Source organism: Gelidibacter sp., from assembly GCF_053579655.1.
On record NZ_JBMDWE010000043.1, the window covers coordinates 12,913 to 28,559 of the forward strand.

Genomic DNA, 15,647 nt, shown 5'->3' on the forward strand with positions numbered 1-15,647 from the left:
CAAGAATTTATTTACCTTCGAAATGAGGCCGCTTTTGTCGGCGAACCGTATATCAATATGTTTTGCTGAATTGATAGATTTGATCTGTTAATTCAGCAGAAATTGTTGCATTGTTGTAATATGATACTATATCGTTTATGGAGTTTTTTAATTCCAATGGCTTGATTAATAACTCTTATAAAATGGCTCCGCAGTAAATTTCATAAATTCCTCAGTTTTTATATTACTTCTGCTGATTACTTGAAACGGTTCTAATCTTGAAATTTCCGATTGTAAATCTTTAGCCGTTTTATTACTACAGCCTAAAATATCTTGGATTGCTTTTGCTGATGTTCCCTCACTTTGGAATATATATGAGAATTCTAGAAGCTCTTGGAAATTGAAAAATTTCTGTTGATAATCTGAGGGTGATTGAGAAGCAAAGAATACAACAATACCTTTTGAACGGCCTTCACGGATAATTTTTTCTAAAAAGATGTTCTTTTGTCCTAAATAGTTATGTGCTTCGTCAATTACTAAAATGGTTCTAATTGTTCTTCTTCCATCCTTTATTGTACTATCTGGTAATGCTGCCATTTCCTTATAGAGGCGCTCAATAACTAAGTACCCTATTAACTCTTTAAGTACTGGCATTTTATGGACATCAATAATCATAGTGCGATTACTGATTTTTTCCATTGGTGGAAGGCTAGAGCCGTGTGACCAAAATAAGTTAAAGTTGGCTAGATCTCTTAATACTTCAATTAGGGAATCATCTCTTTTGCCCTCTTCCTCATAAGCTGCCAATGCTAGTTCTAAAATATCATTAAAATCAGGAAAGGGTTTATCTGATGAAGCTCTGGCAGCATAACCACCCATAATTGCTTCAGTTAAAGCTCCTTTTTGAACTACACCTAGCTTTGAATTAATGGAAGCGAAGCTTTCAGCCTTTTCTCTTGCTGATAACTGTATATCCTGTTCATTGTAATCTGGAAGGATAAATGGACTTATAGGCAGATATTCGTTATTCTGTAATAACTTATAAGTTCTTGCTCTAGCAACATCTATAAAAGTATCGTTATCAACTACGTCACCTTTATAATCAAAGAAAATAAAATTAGTTTGATAATCTGACTGTACTCTAATATCTGCTAATATCTTTAATAGGAATTGAGTTTTTCCAACGCCTGGTTTTCCCATAATAGCCAAATGAGAGTTTGCGTGTACTGTTGTATCATTTAAGGCCATTATTAAATCATCATTATGAAGTATATTCCTACCTATAAATATATCAAGATCTTTTGTTTTCAATTTTTTTGCACCTGACAAATGTATCGTAGAAACAATTTCTGAATACCATTTATTAATATCTTCTCCATTTTTCTGGAACAAATCCCATAACAAACTAGCACCATTATCTACGTGGTCTTTGACGACTGATTTGTTGCTATAGAACTGACTATCATCCAATTCCTCAATTTGATAAACTTGGTTAATCAATGTTTTTACTAGTAATTCATCATTACCCATAAAAGAGGTTTTTTTCATCTCACCTCCTGAGAAATTAAAACTTTTTGAGACTTTAGCTCCAGAATGGACTAATGAATATGAAAAAGCCATTCTAGCCAAAATAGCCTTATCAAGTTTTGTGGTGGCCCTGAAAGTGCTAATGATTTCGTCAGTTTTTATTGATGTATATAATCTATCTGCCATTTTCTTATTTTTAATTCCAGAAATAACCTTCTTTTAAAGTGGTTAATTCGTTGTTATGACTAAATTCTAAACTCACGGCACCCGTTAAGTGAGGTTCTAAGCTTTTAAAATAATTATTATCTACTTCTGTATCCGTAGAAAGAATAATCACCTGGTTTGCCGCATTCGGAAAATAATTATTTACAATATTATCACGATGAACACTGTCTAATCTAGATAAGGGGGTGTCAATAATGATAGGTAAATTAAGCTGAGAAGTTTGTGCTAGGCCCCATAATAGAGATAAGGCAAAAACTTCTTTTTCTCCTGCCGACAGACCAGATTTTCTCATCTCGTGCCCACTCTTGTCCTTAATTGTAATTTCGTATGTTTTATTATCTATTTCAAGTTCTTTTATCAGTCCAGATTTACTAGAAAGCATTTTGTACATCTCATAAGTTTTTTCTTGTAGAAGGTGTACTTTGTTCTTTCTTAACTTTACCATATACGTATTCATTAAGTTCGCAATAGCATCACATTCTTCTATAAAATCAACCTTCTCCTTAGAAAAATTATGTTTTTCATAGAGTTTGCCAATCTCTAATTCTATCTCCTTAATCTTATTTTCCAGATGAACTATATCTTCATTATAATTGGATAAGCGCACAGAGAGTCTTCCTATCTGTGTATTACAACCTTCTATGGTACTTTGAAGTTCTTCAAATAGTTCTTTTTCACTATCAGAAGTACCTGAAGTTTCTAAACTCATCTGAAGGGATTGAATTTCAAAATCTAATTCGGATTTCTCTTTGAGTAGTTCTTCTAACAATAGCACATCACTTTGCTCTATTTCTTCTATTTTATTAAGAATCTTTGCCGTATCTCTATCAGATAGATTCAATATTTTCACTACTTCATCTGCCGACTTATTTTCCTGTAACAGCGCGAGAACCCTTTGACGTAACTTTTCTTTTTGATTTTCTGTGAGTGGCTCTGCCGTAATAGGCTCTGGAGTATCAAAGTTGTCTACAATTTTTTGAGCCAAGGCCACCGCATTTTCTGAAATGGCATCTTGTTTATTACTTTGACTTTCAATATTTATCTGCTGCTTAATATCATCAAACAATTTTCCTGATAATGCCCAAGGTAAATATTGCTCTGTAAGCGTTTTTATCTGATTGTCTAACTGATGGCTCTTATTAGATAACTGAATGCGCTTTTTTTCTTTTTGCTTGATAACTTCTGACGATTCAGGATCTAAATTGAAAATAGCCTTAAATCGTGCTTGTGCTTCTTCTTTTTCTGTTTTGAAACGTTCCAGTTCCTCAGATATGTCGTTTCTTTCTTGGGTTTTATTGGTGAGTCTGCGTTGTTCTTTTTTCAACTCACTTTCTTTAAAGGTGATATCTTCATCGGTTATTTCAATGAAACCTTTGCGCTCCTCTTGTTTTAGATATAATACATCGCTGGATAAACGAGAGATATATTGAATGCCTAATGCGGCTTCTAAAGACGATTTTAAACGAACTTCTGAATGGTCGTCTGCGGCAATTTCTTGAATCTTTTCACCATCAAAAAAGAAGAATTGTGTTATGCCTTGAGGAATGGTAGCATTGATATAATCTTGCCACATTTCTTTGTTCTGTACACTTACACGTTTGCCGTCCTTTACAACCACCAATTTCTCAGTTAGATCCTTATGTTTTGGGCTATCTGTAGCACCAGCACTCCATGAACGATTTATTAAAATAGTTTCGTGCGCATCGGTTTCTAACTCTAGCTCAAATGATACAAAAGCATTGCCTTTAGCTAATTCTTTACGGTTAATGTATTTGTATAAAAAGTCTGTTTTAGCACCATATAAACAGATATTAACGGCTTCCATAATTGAGGTCTTACCAGAACCATTCATACCGCCTATTAAAAAAATACTTTTACCCTCATTACCTTGAGGAAAATCAATAACAGTAGGGTATTGAAATGACTTATAATTTTCTATAGTTAGTTTATTAAACTTCATTATTAGTCGGTTTTAAGTCTGATTTAATAATTTCTTTCAATGCATCATACACCCCTGACCTTCTGTCCTTAAATTGATGCTCTTTTACTGTTTCCAAAAGTTTTAACATCTTTTCAAACGATAGGCCGAATTGGACGCATAGGTCCTTTAATAGATCATCATCCATTCTACTTTTATTTTCCATTGCGTAACAATATTTGTCTGTAATAATCTAAATATTTCTTTCCTGAATTATCAACAATATACCACCAAGTCCATCCATTTATAGCTCTTCCCATAATTGCTTTTGCAGCTGAACTTAAACTATTGAATAAAGTAGTAGTATGGTTATGGACTAGTTTAACTTTCCCGTTTTGTGTGATCGTAGCCTCATATTTTTCTCCATCTACAGTATTTATAATTTTCGTGTTGGGTTCAATTAATTTTGCCTCAATAAGGTCAATGAGTTTTATTCCAAACTGTATTTTTGGTGGTTTGCTTTTAATTGTTGAGGATTCTTTTTTCTGCCTCTTAGACCTTACTTTGTTTTGATCAACAAAAGATAGTAGCATATTTTGCAAATCTCTATTTAACTCTACAGCAGCATCTAATTGATCCATTTCTTGAATCAGTTTAAACTTTAAGGTTCTTATTTCATCTGGGATATCAATATTTATTTTATCAAATTGATCCGTCATTTTAACCACGGCTTCTAATTGAGTTTTCTTTTCTGTCTTTTGGGCATTATTTAATAATGGATTTAATTCACTTTTAATTTCATCTAAAAGCGAATTTACTTGCTCAATTTTTTCTTTAACACCCTCCATAATTAGTTGTTTTCTGCTGCGGATTCAATTAATTCTTCAACACGCTGAATAGCTTCCTTTAAAAGAAGTTTTGATTTTTTATCAGCATTTATTGATTTACGCACCAAATCTGTAATTTTATCGTGAAAATTTTTAGAAACAATAGGAATAACTAGTTTCGCAACATTCAAATTTGTTATATGGCCAACAGTTGTGGCGATTGTCATATCCCTTAATAGTTGTGCCTGACCTATTGCACTGTTTATTATAAATGTTGTGTATTCAGATGAGATACTATCTGGATTCTTTCTTTCAATATGACAAACTCTTTGATTTACCATACAATCTTCTTCGAGAATACTACCGTAAAAATATTTTAACCCATCCATGCCTATTACAACATCGCCAGCTTTTGCCTTCGGAAAATTTATTGTATTTGCATAATCCTTTGTTATACTGGTTAAGTTTTGCTTATCAATGTAGGTCGGTTTAACATTTCTAATTCTAATTACTGGCTCGCCTGAATTATCTTCTATAAACTTTTTACTATTCCAAGGGAAACCATTTTTGATATAGAAGTTTTGAGCAATCGTAGTATGTTCTAAGTTTTTAATTCTTTGAACAATCGTCTTTGCTCTAGGGTTATAAAATTCAGGATCTAATCGCTTGCCAAGAATTACGTCATTAAAACTTGAATTATATTTATTAGGTGAATCATCTAAATCAGAATTATCTAGGCCTAATTCTTTTTCTAAAAGAGTTGTGGCTTGTTGGTAGAGGGATTGGGATTTGTGCTGATTCACAAAACTCTGTTTTACTAATTCAGTTATTTCATTATGCAGTATATCATCCAGTATAGGAATAGGAATTCTATATAATTCAGGCTTAGAGACGTAAGCAATTAAGGTGTTAACCTTTGTTCTATCTCTCAATATCTTACCGTATTTACTTGAGAAAAAAGCGAAAAGATATTCACTACTTATAGTATTTGGTTTTAAAGTAAGTTTAAAAAGTGTACCTGTAACTAAGGTTCTTTCAGGCATATAATCCTGAACAATGGTCACTTTTTCGGCCGCTCCTTTAACCTCGATTAAGATTTCTCCGATTTCTATTCTACCTTTGGGGTACCTATTCCAATCCTGCTCCTTAACAAAACCTATATCATTGGTCTCTATCCATAAACCATCAATACTTATATTAGTCGCTTGTAAAAATCTAGCATCATTTCTAATATCAATCTTATCATCCCTAAGGATTTTAGTGTTTTCATAAACAACTCGATAACCATCCGCCACTATATGTCCTAAGACCTTATGTTTATTTTTTTTAATTATTTGATCTGCATATAATGAAATGGGTTTATAAAATTCAGCATCGATTCTACCAAAATAATTCGATAGTTGGGAATATTTTATTTTACTTATTTGAGCCATCTTTCTTAATTTTTCCAGAAATCAAAACCTTGTTCTTTAGCGAACTTTATAAAAGCTTCCGCAATAAAAGGTTCAAATTGTGGGGTTAAATATTTTTCAGGATCTTCTGCTGCAACCAGATATCCTTCTTCATTTTGTTTATACTCTATAAGCATCTCTCTTGTAATTTTATGATTTACAAGATCTTGATCGATTTCTGGATTCCCAAAATTATCTTCTATGATATTACCTTCCCCGTCAAGAAGCAGTTCATAGTCTCCACTATTGTTTTTACCACCTCGCTCGCTTACTGCCATAAAAATCGGATAGTCTAACTGTTTGGCTACTTCTGCATCGATATAACGGTTTCTTATTTTCTCTATACTATCGTCATTGTTTAATAGCAATTGTAGTTTTCCTTTATTGGTTAACAACAGCTTTTCTTCTTCCGCTAAAGGAATTTGTTTGTCGTAGTTTTTTATTTCTGCTTTTAATTGTTTAGCCTTTTCTTTTTGACTGTCTTTAAATCCTTTAATGGCCAATTTGTGCTCTTCTTTTATTGGTTTGATGTGCACATTAAATTCCTTTTTAGTGCCCTCCCAATTATCTAATGCGATTTCTATTTCAGCTTTTTGCTTATTTTCCATCGCTTCTACATCATCAGCAAGCCCATCTAATTTTCCTTTAGCTTTTAAAAGACCATTTCTTAAATCACTGATTTTATCATCAATTATTTCCAGTTTATCTTCTAAAGTGAAAGGTTCGGTGCTTTCCTCTTCATCCTCCTCTGTTTCCGTTTCTTCTGTTTTTTCCTCCTCAATTTCAGGTTCAGGATATTCCTCTAATAATAATTCAAAAATTTCTTCGGCAATCTCTTCTTCTGGAATATCGGTTGCTTCTTCAAACTGATTTAAGAGATCTTGAATTTGTTTAGCATAATCGGGACATTGATTTGCCACTTCCTTTTGAATTTTGATGATGTTTTCCAATTCTTTATCAGTATATTTTTGAATAAATAACACCGACGTTTTAGTCCCCGTGTGCGGTTTAAAGGTGTTTCCGTGTAAACCAACTACCGCTAATAAACGAGCTTTGCGCAAGATCCATTCTCTAATAAACGCGAGTGAAGAGTTGTTAAACTTACCTTGTGGTAGTACAATTGCTGCTCTTCCACCAGGACGGAGCATTTTAACAATGCGTTCAACAAACAGAACATCTCGTTCTTCTTTGGGAGTTTTATCCTTAGCTCTCTTTAACGCGGGTTTAGCCAAATCATAGTGGACGAGCATTTTCTTATCTTTCATTTCTCCAGCAAACGGCGGATTTGCGAGAATGACATCAAAATTCATTTCTCCAAAATATTCCCACGCTTTATCGCTATCACTAAAAGTTTCCCCACTGGGAATTGATTTTTTGAGTAATGGTGTCTTACTTAATTGCGTCATTAAGTACTGGCCCGATTTATTTGTGTACCAATCTCTTGGATCTAGACTACTAACATCTGGACCAAAAATATTTGTATGGCCATCACCTGCAATTAACATTAATGCACGGGATGTTTTTGCTGCTCTAGCTTCCATATCTATACCCCATAGATACTTACTCGCATACTTATGTTTTCTGTTTTCTAATTCAGAATTTGTTTCCGCAGGAAAAGCCCATTGCATAGTATGGAGTAAGAACCCAGCGCTACCGCAACTTGGGTCCATTACGTATTCATCATCTTGTGGATTCAACATTCTCACACACATTTCGATCACGTGACGCGGTGTAAAAAACTGACCTTTCTTTTTCTTTGCTTCTGTTGGCAATAAATATTCAAAGGCATCATCCATAATACGAAGATTGGAACCCATCAATCGAACAGATTCAATAGGACCAATACATACTTGTAAATGATCTTTCTTTAACTCTATGGTTTCGTTTTCTTTGAACACACCTTCCCATTCTTTACAGGCTTTTTGGAACAAACCGTTGATGGTAGCATAGGTCAATTCAGGATCTTGAAACTTCCTAAATTCAACTTCCTTGTTTGGACGACTTCTTTTATTATCTGCCGCTTCCTTTTCATCCCAAATCTTCGCAAAAATCAGTTTAAAGATTTCGTTGAATTCGTCTATTCCACTATTTGCTAGAACTAACTCTTCAAGATCTTGAATGATCTTTTTAAAATTAAAAGAGGTTTTTAATTGAGAGAGCGTTCTCTTAATCTCTAGAACATCAGACTCCTCTTCATTAACTTTTGGGATCTCCGATAGGGTGTCAAAATCTTTGTTTTTTGGTTTATATAATATCAATCTATCCGATCCATTTGACCAAACACCTATAGGGTTACCATTAGCGCCTAGATAAGACTGTAGCTGTGCAATACCGTCTTTTCTTTTAGGTTGTTTTATCTCAAAAAGTATTTTTACTGTCTGCTTTGTATTATCTCTGTAAACAGCTATATCAGCTCCTTTAGGGTTTACTTCCGTTCCATATCTAACTGGTATTTCACAAACAATTTGGTCTGGATTATAACCATAGTAATTTATTAGTTTATATAGCCAGAGCTGACGGACAATTTCTTCTGGTGCGGATTTTCCACCTTCAACATATACTTGATATTCTTCTTTATCAGTATGAGTAGGTGCTAAGGGTTTTAAATAGTATAAAGTTTTCCCAAATTGTTTACCAGTCCCTGCTTTGGGATAAATATCTATCATTTCATGAATTGGAATTCCTAATCCCTCAAATTCGGTTAGGTCATATTTCGTTGTTGGATCTTTGAATATGAGATCTATTACTTGTTGTGTGGTCATTAATTAAATTCGTTTAAAATAATTTTGAGAGCCGCTTGAGCTTGCTCTTCATTTTGTACTATTTCTAAAATTTGGTCTGCTAACCATAGGGCTAAAAACTCTTTTGAATCTGCTTTTAATAATTCAGCAATTTTCAGGACTTGTTCTCGTTTGGCTTTTCGTTCTCCACGTTCAATTTTACTGAACATTGGAGTGTCGATTTCTAGTTCAGCTGAGAGATGTCGTTGGAGCAATCCTTGACTTTCTCTAAGTTCTTTAATACGATTGCCCAGTTTCATCATCTTTCATATTTTGACTTGTCAATTTTTGTCTAATATAAGAATATTTTATATACGAAAAGTGCGAGTTAAACATTATGGGGAAATAAAATTAAAATTTTGTTTTTAGTGGTTTTGATTGCTCAGGAAGATGAGGGTTTTAAGGAAACGAAGGATTACGAAAATGCAAAATCTAGCAGGGGTTGATATTCATTTTGGTCGGCCTGCTTAACTGCTTGCAATTATGCTTTTCTGGTTTCGTTGGCTTTAGACAAATTGTTTGTGCCCAAGTGAAGGGTTCTTTGTTAAAAAGTATTTCAATAATCATATCGACAATGACGTCCATTTCTATTGGGAAAACAATTGATGCTTATGATACGAGGCTTGAAACCTATGGGTATTTGTTCGGATAAATAGATGTGGTTTTCTATCAAATATTACTCATCATCGTTAAGCGCTTTAAGTGCTATAGGAATTCGGTAGTTATCAACATTGTGAGCTGCCTTTTATCCGCTTTATGTCTAAATAATGAATTAAATCAATTCTGTTTGTGATTGCTAACTCTGTTGCGGATTTAGTAAATTTATTATTCGAAAGAACAATCCCATTATCAAGATTGTAATGTGAAATCCCTGCTTTAATTTCCTGAACAGCTTTATTTCCAATTGGTTTTGAATACTTTTTGCATTGTACTCCGATAACTATATTCGGTTTTCTAATTATTAAATCAACTCCTTGGTCAGCACCCGCCTTTGTCTTTTCTACTTTCCAACCCTCTTTTTCTAAAATTTGGACACAAAAATCCTCAAACTCAAAACCGCTCATTTTTGGGTCGTAGCCAGTTGATTTGAGTTTTACTTTTTTTACACTTTTTTCAATTTCTACAAAAATATCATTTAAGTACAGGTAGATATTCGCAAGTTCGATTTGATTCAATTTTGGATAAATATGATGTTCCACGAAATATGGTATTTCTTTATCGTGCCATCTTGAAAGATTTTCTTTTCCGTAATCGTCTGTAAAAGTACTTTTCTGTTTTTGTCTTGCTAATTGTTGCAAATTTTTTTGGATTATTTCACGACTTATTTTCAATACGTTAATACGCAAATTTTCATTTAATTCAGCAGTCTGTCTATTTTTTTTAGTGATGAAATAATATATTAAGCCACCAATGATACAAAGAAACACCAGACCTTTAAGCTCTTCCATAGTTTTGTTTTAGCTTGCTCATCTCAATTGGATAGGCGCAACAAGCTGCGCCTGTTTATGTTACACATCAAACATATTCATTTTAATTACAATTCCCTACAATTAGTATTTAAAAAAATCATTCATGCTAAGCATACTCCACTTATCAGTACGAGACGCCTCAAACCGCACAAAAATAAAAAGCTCCCGCATTCTGGAGCGCACTCGTTCGCTGTAGCGTTCTTGGATTTCTTCAGCGTTGAGGTTGACGGTGCATTGGGTTTTGACGCCCTTTTTTTTGAACAGGTCATAGCTTATATGCTGCTTTTTACTCTGGCTTTTTTATATTTATTCGTAAATTGCTTTAGGGATTCCTTTGTTCTATTGATTCTTAAGATAGTATCTGAATTAGATTTTAAGGGTAATCCCTTTCTTAAAGAAGAAACTAAGTCTGAAATATTTTGGGAGTTTACGTTAATATGATTTCCGCCTGAGAATTTTACTACTCCTTTATCAGCTATACCTGTAAGTATATTTTTATCTTTTGGTTCCAAAATCGTAAACCCATTATCATAAAATCCATCTAGAATTTCCTCTTCGGTATAAACAAAGGCTTTGTCAATATGTAATTGGCATACTTGATTTATTATTTCAGTCAAATTAAGCATGGTGTTTTTACTATACATTCTGTTTGTTTTTGCCTTTTCAAAAAAAGTTTGAATTAAGTCTGATAAGATGATGTGCTTTTCGGTCATTTAGATAGTAGGTTTAGATTTGTGTAACAGAAAGTAATTTTACAAATTATTGAAATTTTATTGAAAGGATTTCTCGATTTTTATAGCTTGCGTAAAACTATCGGATAGGGACAGCGAGTTGCCCTATTCCCCTTAAACCTCAAACATATTCCTTTTCAATATATTTCCCAACAATTGGTATTTAAAAAAATCCTTTACTTTAAGCTTAAGTCCTCTTATCCACTCAAGATTCCTCAAACCACACAAATTAAAAAGCTCTCGTATCCTAGAGCGGACAAGTTCGCCATAAGGCTACTGAATTCCTTCTACGTTGAGATCGCTGATGCAATGGGTTTTAACTCTTTTAAAATTATTTAATCAAACTTTTTTACTTTGAATACAACAAAACAACTTATCCACATACTACAATTAATAGCAATACTTCGCTACATATATGGGTAATTTTGTCTCATGGATAAAAACATATTGCACCTTGACCTGGATACCTTTTTCGTGTCGTGCGAAAGATTAATTGATAGCCGACTGGCAAACAGGCCGTTATTGGTTGGTGGCACGGGAGATCGAGGTGTGGTTGCTGCATGTAGTTATGAAACACGAGTGTTTGGCGTGCATTCTGGAATGTCGATGAAGGTGGCGCGAAATTTATGTCCGGAAGCCATTGTGATCCGTGGGGATGCGTCTATTTACACCAAATATTCGCATTTGGTTACGGAGATCATTAAAGAGAAAGTTCCGGTATTTGAGAAAGCCAGTGTTGATGAATTCTATGCTGATTTAACGGGGATGGATAAATTTCATGGCTGTTATAAATATGCATCGGAACTCAGACAGAGTATCATTAAAAATAGTGGCTTGCCGATTTCATTTGGATTGTCGGTCAATAAAATAGTTTCCAAAGTTGCCACTGGAGAAGCGAAACCCAATAACCAATTGAAGATTGATGCAGGTTTTGAAAAATCTTTTCTTGGACCTTTATCCATTCGGAAGATACCTTCAGTTGGAGAAAAGACTTATCAGGTCTTGCGAAATTTAGGGGTTGATAAAGTGAGCGTGGTACAACAAATGCCCATTGAAATGATGACCAGTGCATTGGGTGCCAATGGTGCCACCATTTGGAAAAGAGCTAACGGTATTGACAATCCGCCATTGGTGCCGTTTCATGAGCGCAAGTCCATTTCAACAGAGCGCACCTTCAATAAGGATACTATTGATGTCAAACAGTTGCGAACCACCATTTTTGCCATGGCTGAAAATTTGGCGTTTCAGTTACGCAGAGGGAATAAAATTGCTGGTGTTATCAGTGTGAAAATTCGGTATTCTGATTTTAATACCTATAGCAAACAGGTTAAGATTCCTTACTCCAGCGCCGATCATGTCATCATTCCGAAAGTGTTGGAATTGTTTGAACAATTATATCAACGTCGGTTGTTGGTGCGCTTGGTTGGCGTGAAGATCAACGATATTGTAAGCGGCCATTATCAGATTAATTTATTTGATGATACCGAAGAAATGCTCAGTCTTTATAATGCCATGGATCATATTAGAGGCCGTTATGGCGAGGCCAGCATTATGCGCGCCTCGTCCATGGGCGCCAATTCTATTGGAAGATTTGACAATCCATTTAATGGTGAACCGCCAACCGTATTAGCTCATAGAAACCAATAATGTATCTCAATTGTCACTCATACTATTCCTTGCGCTACGGTACGTTTTCTGAAATTGAACTTTTGGAACTTGCCAAAAAAAATGATGTCCAGTCTTTGGCACTGACGGACATTAACAATACATCGGCGTGCTTAAATTTCATCCGGAAAGCGAAAGATTATGATATCAAACCTGTGGTTGGGATTGACTTTAGAAATGGCAACAAACAAGTCTATGTTGGTATTGCCAAGAACAATGAGGGATTTAAAGAACTCAATAGTTTTCTATCCCATCATTCAGAAAACAAAATCCAATTGCCTGAGCTCGCTCCTCCTTTTGAGAATTGTTATATCATTTATCCTTTTGAGCATGTTCTGCAATTAGAAAAAACCGACTTTTCTGATAACGAATTTATTGGGGTGTCCATTGAGGAATTGCGGAAACTACGGTTCTCTAGATTGAAAAATCTTGAAAGGAAACTGGTCGTTTTGCAGACCGTCACCATAAGAGGGAAAAAGGATTTCAATGCGCACCGATTGTTACGCGCTATTGATAAAAACACTTTGTTGAGCAAACTTGATAAATCGGAGGAATGCAAGCTGGCCGATAAAATGATTTCTTTAGAAGGGATACATGAAGCCTTTGCTGATTTTCCGAATATTATTGAGAACACGAACCGGATCTTGAATAGCTGTCATATTGAATTTGGTTTTGGAGAACATCGTGTATCGCAAAACTTAAGGCTTTATACGGATTCCGTTGAACAGGACTACGAACTACTAGAAAAATTATGTTACGATAATTTACACAAACGTTATTCCAGTCCGGACGAGAAAGTTTTAAACCGATTAAAAACTGAATTGGACACTATCAAGTCTTTGGATTTTGTGGCCTTCTTTCTGATTAATTATGATATCGTTTCTTATGCCAACAGCAAAGGTTATTTTCATGTGGGACGTGGTAGTGGTGCCAATAGCATCGTGGCCTATATCATCGGGATCACCGATGTGGACCCTATTGAGTTGGATTTGTATTTTGAACGTTTTATTAATCCTTTTAGAGCTTCCCCACCCGATTTTGACATTGATTTCTCCTGGAAGGACAGAGATGATGTGACGGATTATATTTTTAGACGGTTTCCACATACGGCGTTATTGGCCACCTACAATACTTTTAAATATAGAGCGGTGGTTCGAGAGCTGGGGAAAGTCTTTGGCTTGCCAAAAGAGGAAATTGATAAATTGAGTAAAGGGAATTATGCAATTTCTCAATTAGATGACATCTCACAGCTTGTTTTACGATACGGTAAATTGATTGAGGGGTTCCCAAACCATTTGAGTGTTCACTCTGCTGGCGTGCTTATTTTAGACCGACCGATACATTATTACTCGGCAACCGATATGCCACCAAAAGGATTCCCGACGGTTCAGTTTGATATGATCATCGCGGAAGATGTTGGCGTCTTCAAATTTGATATTTTAGGTCAGCGGGGATTGGCCAAGATTAAAGATGCTTTGGATATCATTGCAGAAAACCGACCAGAAGTCCCTCCTATTGACATTACCAATGTTGAGGCTTTTAAGAAGGATAAGAACATCAATGACCTTTTAAAATCTGGAGGCGCCATTGGAGCCTATTATGTCGAATCGCCAGCCATGCGCGGATTGATGCAACAATTGCAGACCCAGGATTATATCGGACTTGTGGCTGCAAGTTCCATTATTAGACCAGGCGTTTCTGGATCGGGAATGAAAGAGGAATTCATTAAGCGGCACCGGTATCCTGAAAACAGAAAAAACGCCCACCCCATTTTAATGCAAATAATGCCTGAGACTTATGGTGTCATGGTCTATCAAGAGGATGTACTAAAAGTTGCCAATCAATTTGCCGATTTATCGCTTGGCGAGGCCGACGTATTACGACGAGGGATGAGTGGTAAGTTTCGATCACGTCAAGAATTTGTTGCCGTGGAAGAAAAGTTTATATCCAATTGCAGGAAGAAAGGCTTTACGGATGAGTTAATATTTGAAGTCTGGAATCAGATCAAAAGTTTTGCTGGTTATGCTTTTGCTAAAGGTCACTCGGCATCTTATGCTGTGGAGAGTTATCAGAGCTTGTATCTGAAATGTTACTTTCCTTTAGAGTTTATGACTGCCGTACTGAACAATGGCGGCGGTTTTTATAGTGTGGAACATTATTTACACGAAGCACAGAAACAAGGCGCCACCATTTTTGCGCCGTGCATTAATAACAGCGAGCATCCAAACCGATTAATTGGCACCTCCATTTATTTAGGTTTTGGGCACCTGAAGAATTTAGAGCATTATACCGTGCAACGACTTTTAACTGAAAGGCAGTGGCATGGCGACTATAGCTCCCTTGATGATTTTATAGATCGCGTTACCATAAGCATCGAACAGCTGACTATTTTGATTCGGATAGACGCCTTCCGATTTACGAAACAGACCAAAACAGAATTGCTGTGGCAGGCTATTTTTAAATTGAATGCCGATGGCGCCAAAAGTCAGCAAGCGAAGTTGTTTAAAATCCAGCATAAGGCATTTAAGTTGCCCAAACTAAATAGCAATTGGATTGAAAATGCTTACGATGAAATGGAGCTGTTGGGATTTCCTTTATGTAATTACTTCAATCTCGTTAATGGCGAGATGGCCAATGGCATTTTGGCGAGTGAGATGAAAAATCATATAAATAAAGAGGTTTTGATTTATGGCAGTTTGGTTACGACTAGATTCAACAAAACATCTCAGGGGAAATTAATGCGCTTGAGTACTTTTATTGATCATAATGGGGATTATTTTGATGCCGTCCATTTTACTGATGTCGTAGAGAAATACCCAGTTAATGGATTGGGGGTTTATGCTTGTTATGGCCGAATAACCGATAGGTTTGATTTTTATAGCATGAATGTGGTTTGGAGTAGGAAAATGGGGATACTGAAGGATCCGAGGAATAACTAATTGTTTTCAGCTTTAATTATCATGCTGTTAAGGTAGGTTAAAATGGTTGCAGGTAATTTGCAATACTATTAACTTTAAAATAAAAATCATGTGTTACGATATTAGAGCGACCGTAGAAACCCAATTGAAACGCGCC

Annotated in this window: 11 protein-coding genes; 2 read left to right on the top strand and 9 right to left on the bottom strand. The window is 35.3% G+C overall.

Annotated elements, in window-relative coordinates; translation table 11 throughout:
* Window positions 1-165: 165 nt before the first annotated feature.
* From ACOH2D_RS16215 to ACOH2D_RS16255, 9 genes are all read right to left on the bottom strand, one after another.
* Window positions 166-1,692: a DndE family protein gene (locus ACOH2D_RS16215; protein ID WP_449535885.1), complete on the bottom strand. Its 1,527-nt coding sequence runs from the start codon at window positions 1,690-1,692 to the stop codon at window positions 166-168.
* Between the two features lie 10 nt (window positions 1,693-1,702).
* Window positions 1,703-3,691, bottom strand: coding sequence for a DNA sulfur modification protein DndD (gene dndD, locus ACOH2D_RS16220; protein ID WP_449535886.1), 1,989 nt, complete (start codon window positions 3,689-3,691; stop codon window positions 1,703-1,705).
* The gene (locus tag ACOH2D_RS16225; protein ID WP_449535887.1) at window positions 3,681-3,875 is read right to left on the bottom strand and encodes a DNA modification system-associated small protein; all 195 of its coding nucleotides are present in this window, start codon (window positions 3,873-3,875) and stop codon (window positions 3,681-3,683) included. Before ACOH2D_RS16225 ends, dndD begins: the two co-directional genes overlap by 11 nt.
* Window positions 3,865-4,497 (bottom strand): restriction system modified-DNA reader domain-containing protein, encoded by a 633-nt coding sequence (locus ACOH2D_RS16230; protein ID WP_449535888.1) that lies wholly within the window; start codon window positions 4,495-4,497, stop codon window positions 3,865-3,867. The genes ACOH2D_RS16225 and ACOH2D_RS16230 overlap by 11 nt, the downstream gene beginning before the upstream one ends.
* A gap of 2 nt (window positions 4,498-4,499) precedes the next feature.
* Entirely contained in the window at window positions 4,500-5,909 is a 1,410-nt protein-coding gene (locus ACOH2D_RS16235; protein WP_449535889.1) for a restriction endonuclease subunit S domain-containing protein, read from the bottom strand.
* A 5-nt stretch (window positions 5,910-5,914) separates the two neighbouring features.
* Window positions 5,915-8,689: a type I restriction-modification system subunit M gene (locus tag ACOH2D_RS16240; protein WP_449535890.1), complete on the bottom strand. Its 2,775-nt coding sequence runs from the start codon at window positions 8,687-8,689 to the stop codon at window positions 5,915-5,917.
* Window positions 8,689-8,970 (bottom strand): helix-turn-helix domain-containing protein, encoded by a 282-nt coding sequence (locus ACOH2D_RS16245; protein WP_449535891.1) that lies wholly within the window; start codon window positions 8,968-8,970, stop codon window positions 8,689-8,691. The genes ACOH2D_RS16240 and ACOH2D_RS16245 overlap by 1 nt, the downstream gene beginning before the upstream one ends.
* Window positions 8,971-9,432: 462 nt before the next feature.
* On the bottom strand, window positions 9,433-10,155 hold the full coding sequence (locus ACOH2D_RS16250; protein ID WP_449535892.1) for a restriction endonuclease: 723 nt from the start codon (window positions 10,153-10,155) through the stop codon (window positions 9,433-9,435).
* A gap of 293 nt (window positions 10,156-10,448) precedes the next feature.
* A complete protein-coding gene (locus ACOH2D_RS16255) occupies window positions 10,449-10,889 on the bottom strand; it encodes a hypothetical protein (RefSeq protein WP_449535893.1) in 441 nt (146 codons plus the stop codon).
* A gap of 450 nt (window positions 10,890-11,339) precedes the next feature.
* Between ACOH2D_RS16255 and ACOH2D_RS16260 the strand changes: the two genes are divergently transcribed.
* Together ACOH2D_RS16260 and ACOH2D_RS16265 are read left to right on the top strand one after the other, a co-directional pair.
* Complete coding sequence (locus ACOH2D_RS16260; protein WP_449535894.1) at window positions 11,340-12,554, top strand: DNA polymerase Y family protein; 1,215 nt, start codon at window positions 11,340-11,342, stop codon at window positions 12,552-12,554.
* Window positions 12,554-15,511 carry a DNA polymerase III subunit alpha gene (locus ACOH2D_RS16265; RefSeq protein WP_449535895.1) on the top strand — a complete coding sequence of 986 codons (2,958 nt, stop codon included), beginning with the start codon at window positions 12,554-12,556 and terminating at the stop codon, window positions 15,509-15,511. The genes ACOH2D_RS16260 and ACOH2D_RS16265 overlap by 1 nt, the downstream gene beginning before the upstream one ends.
* Window positions 15,512-15,647: the final 136 nt, after the last annotated feature.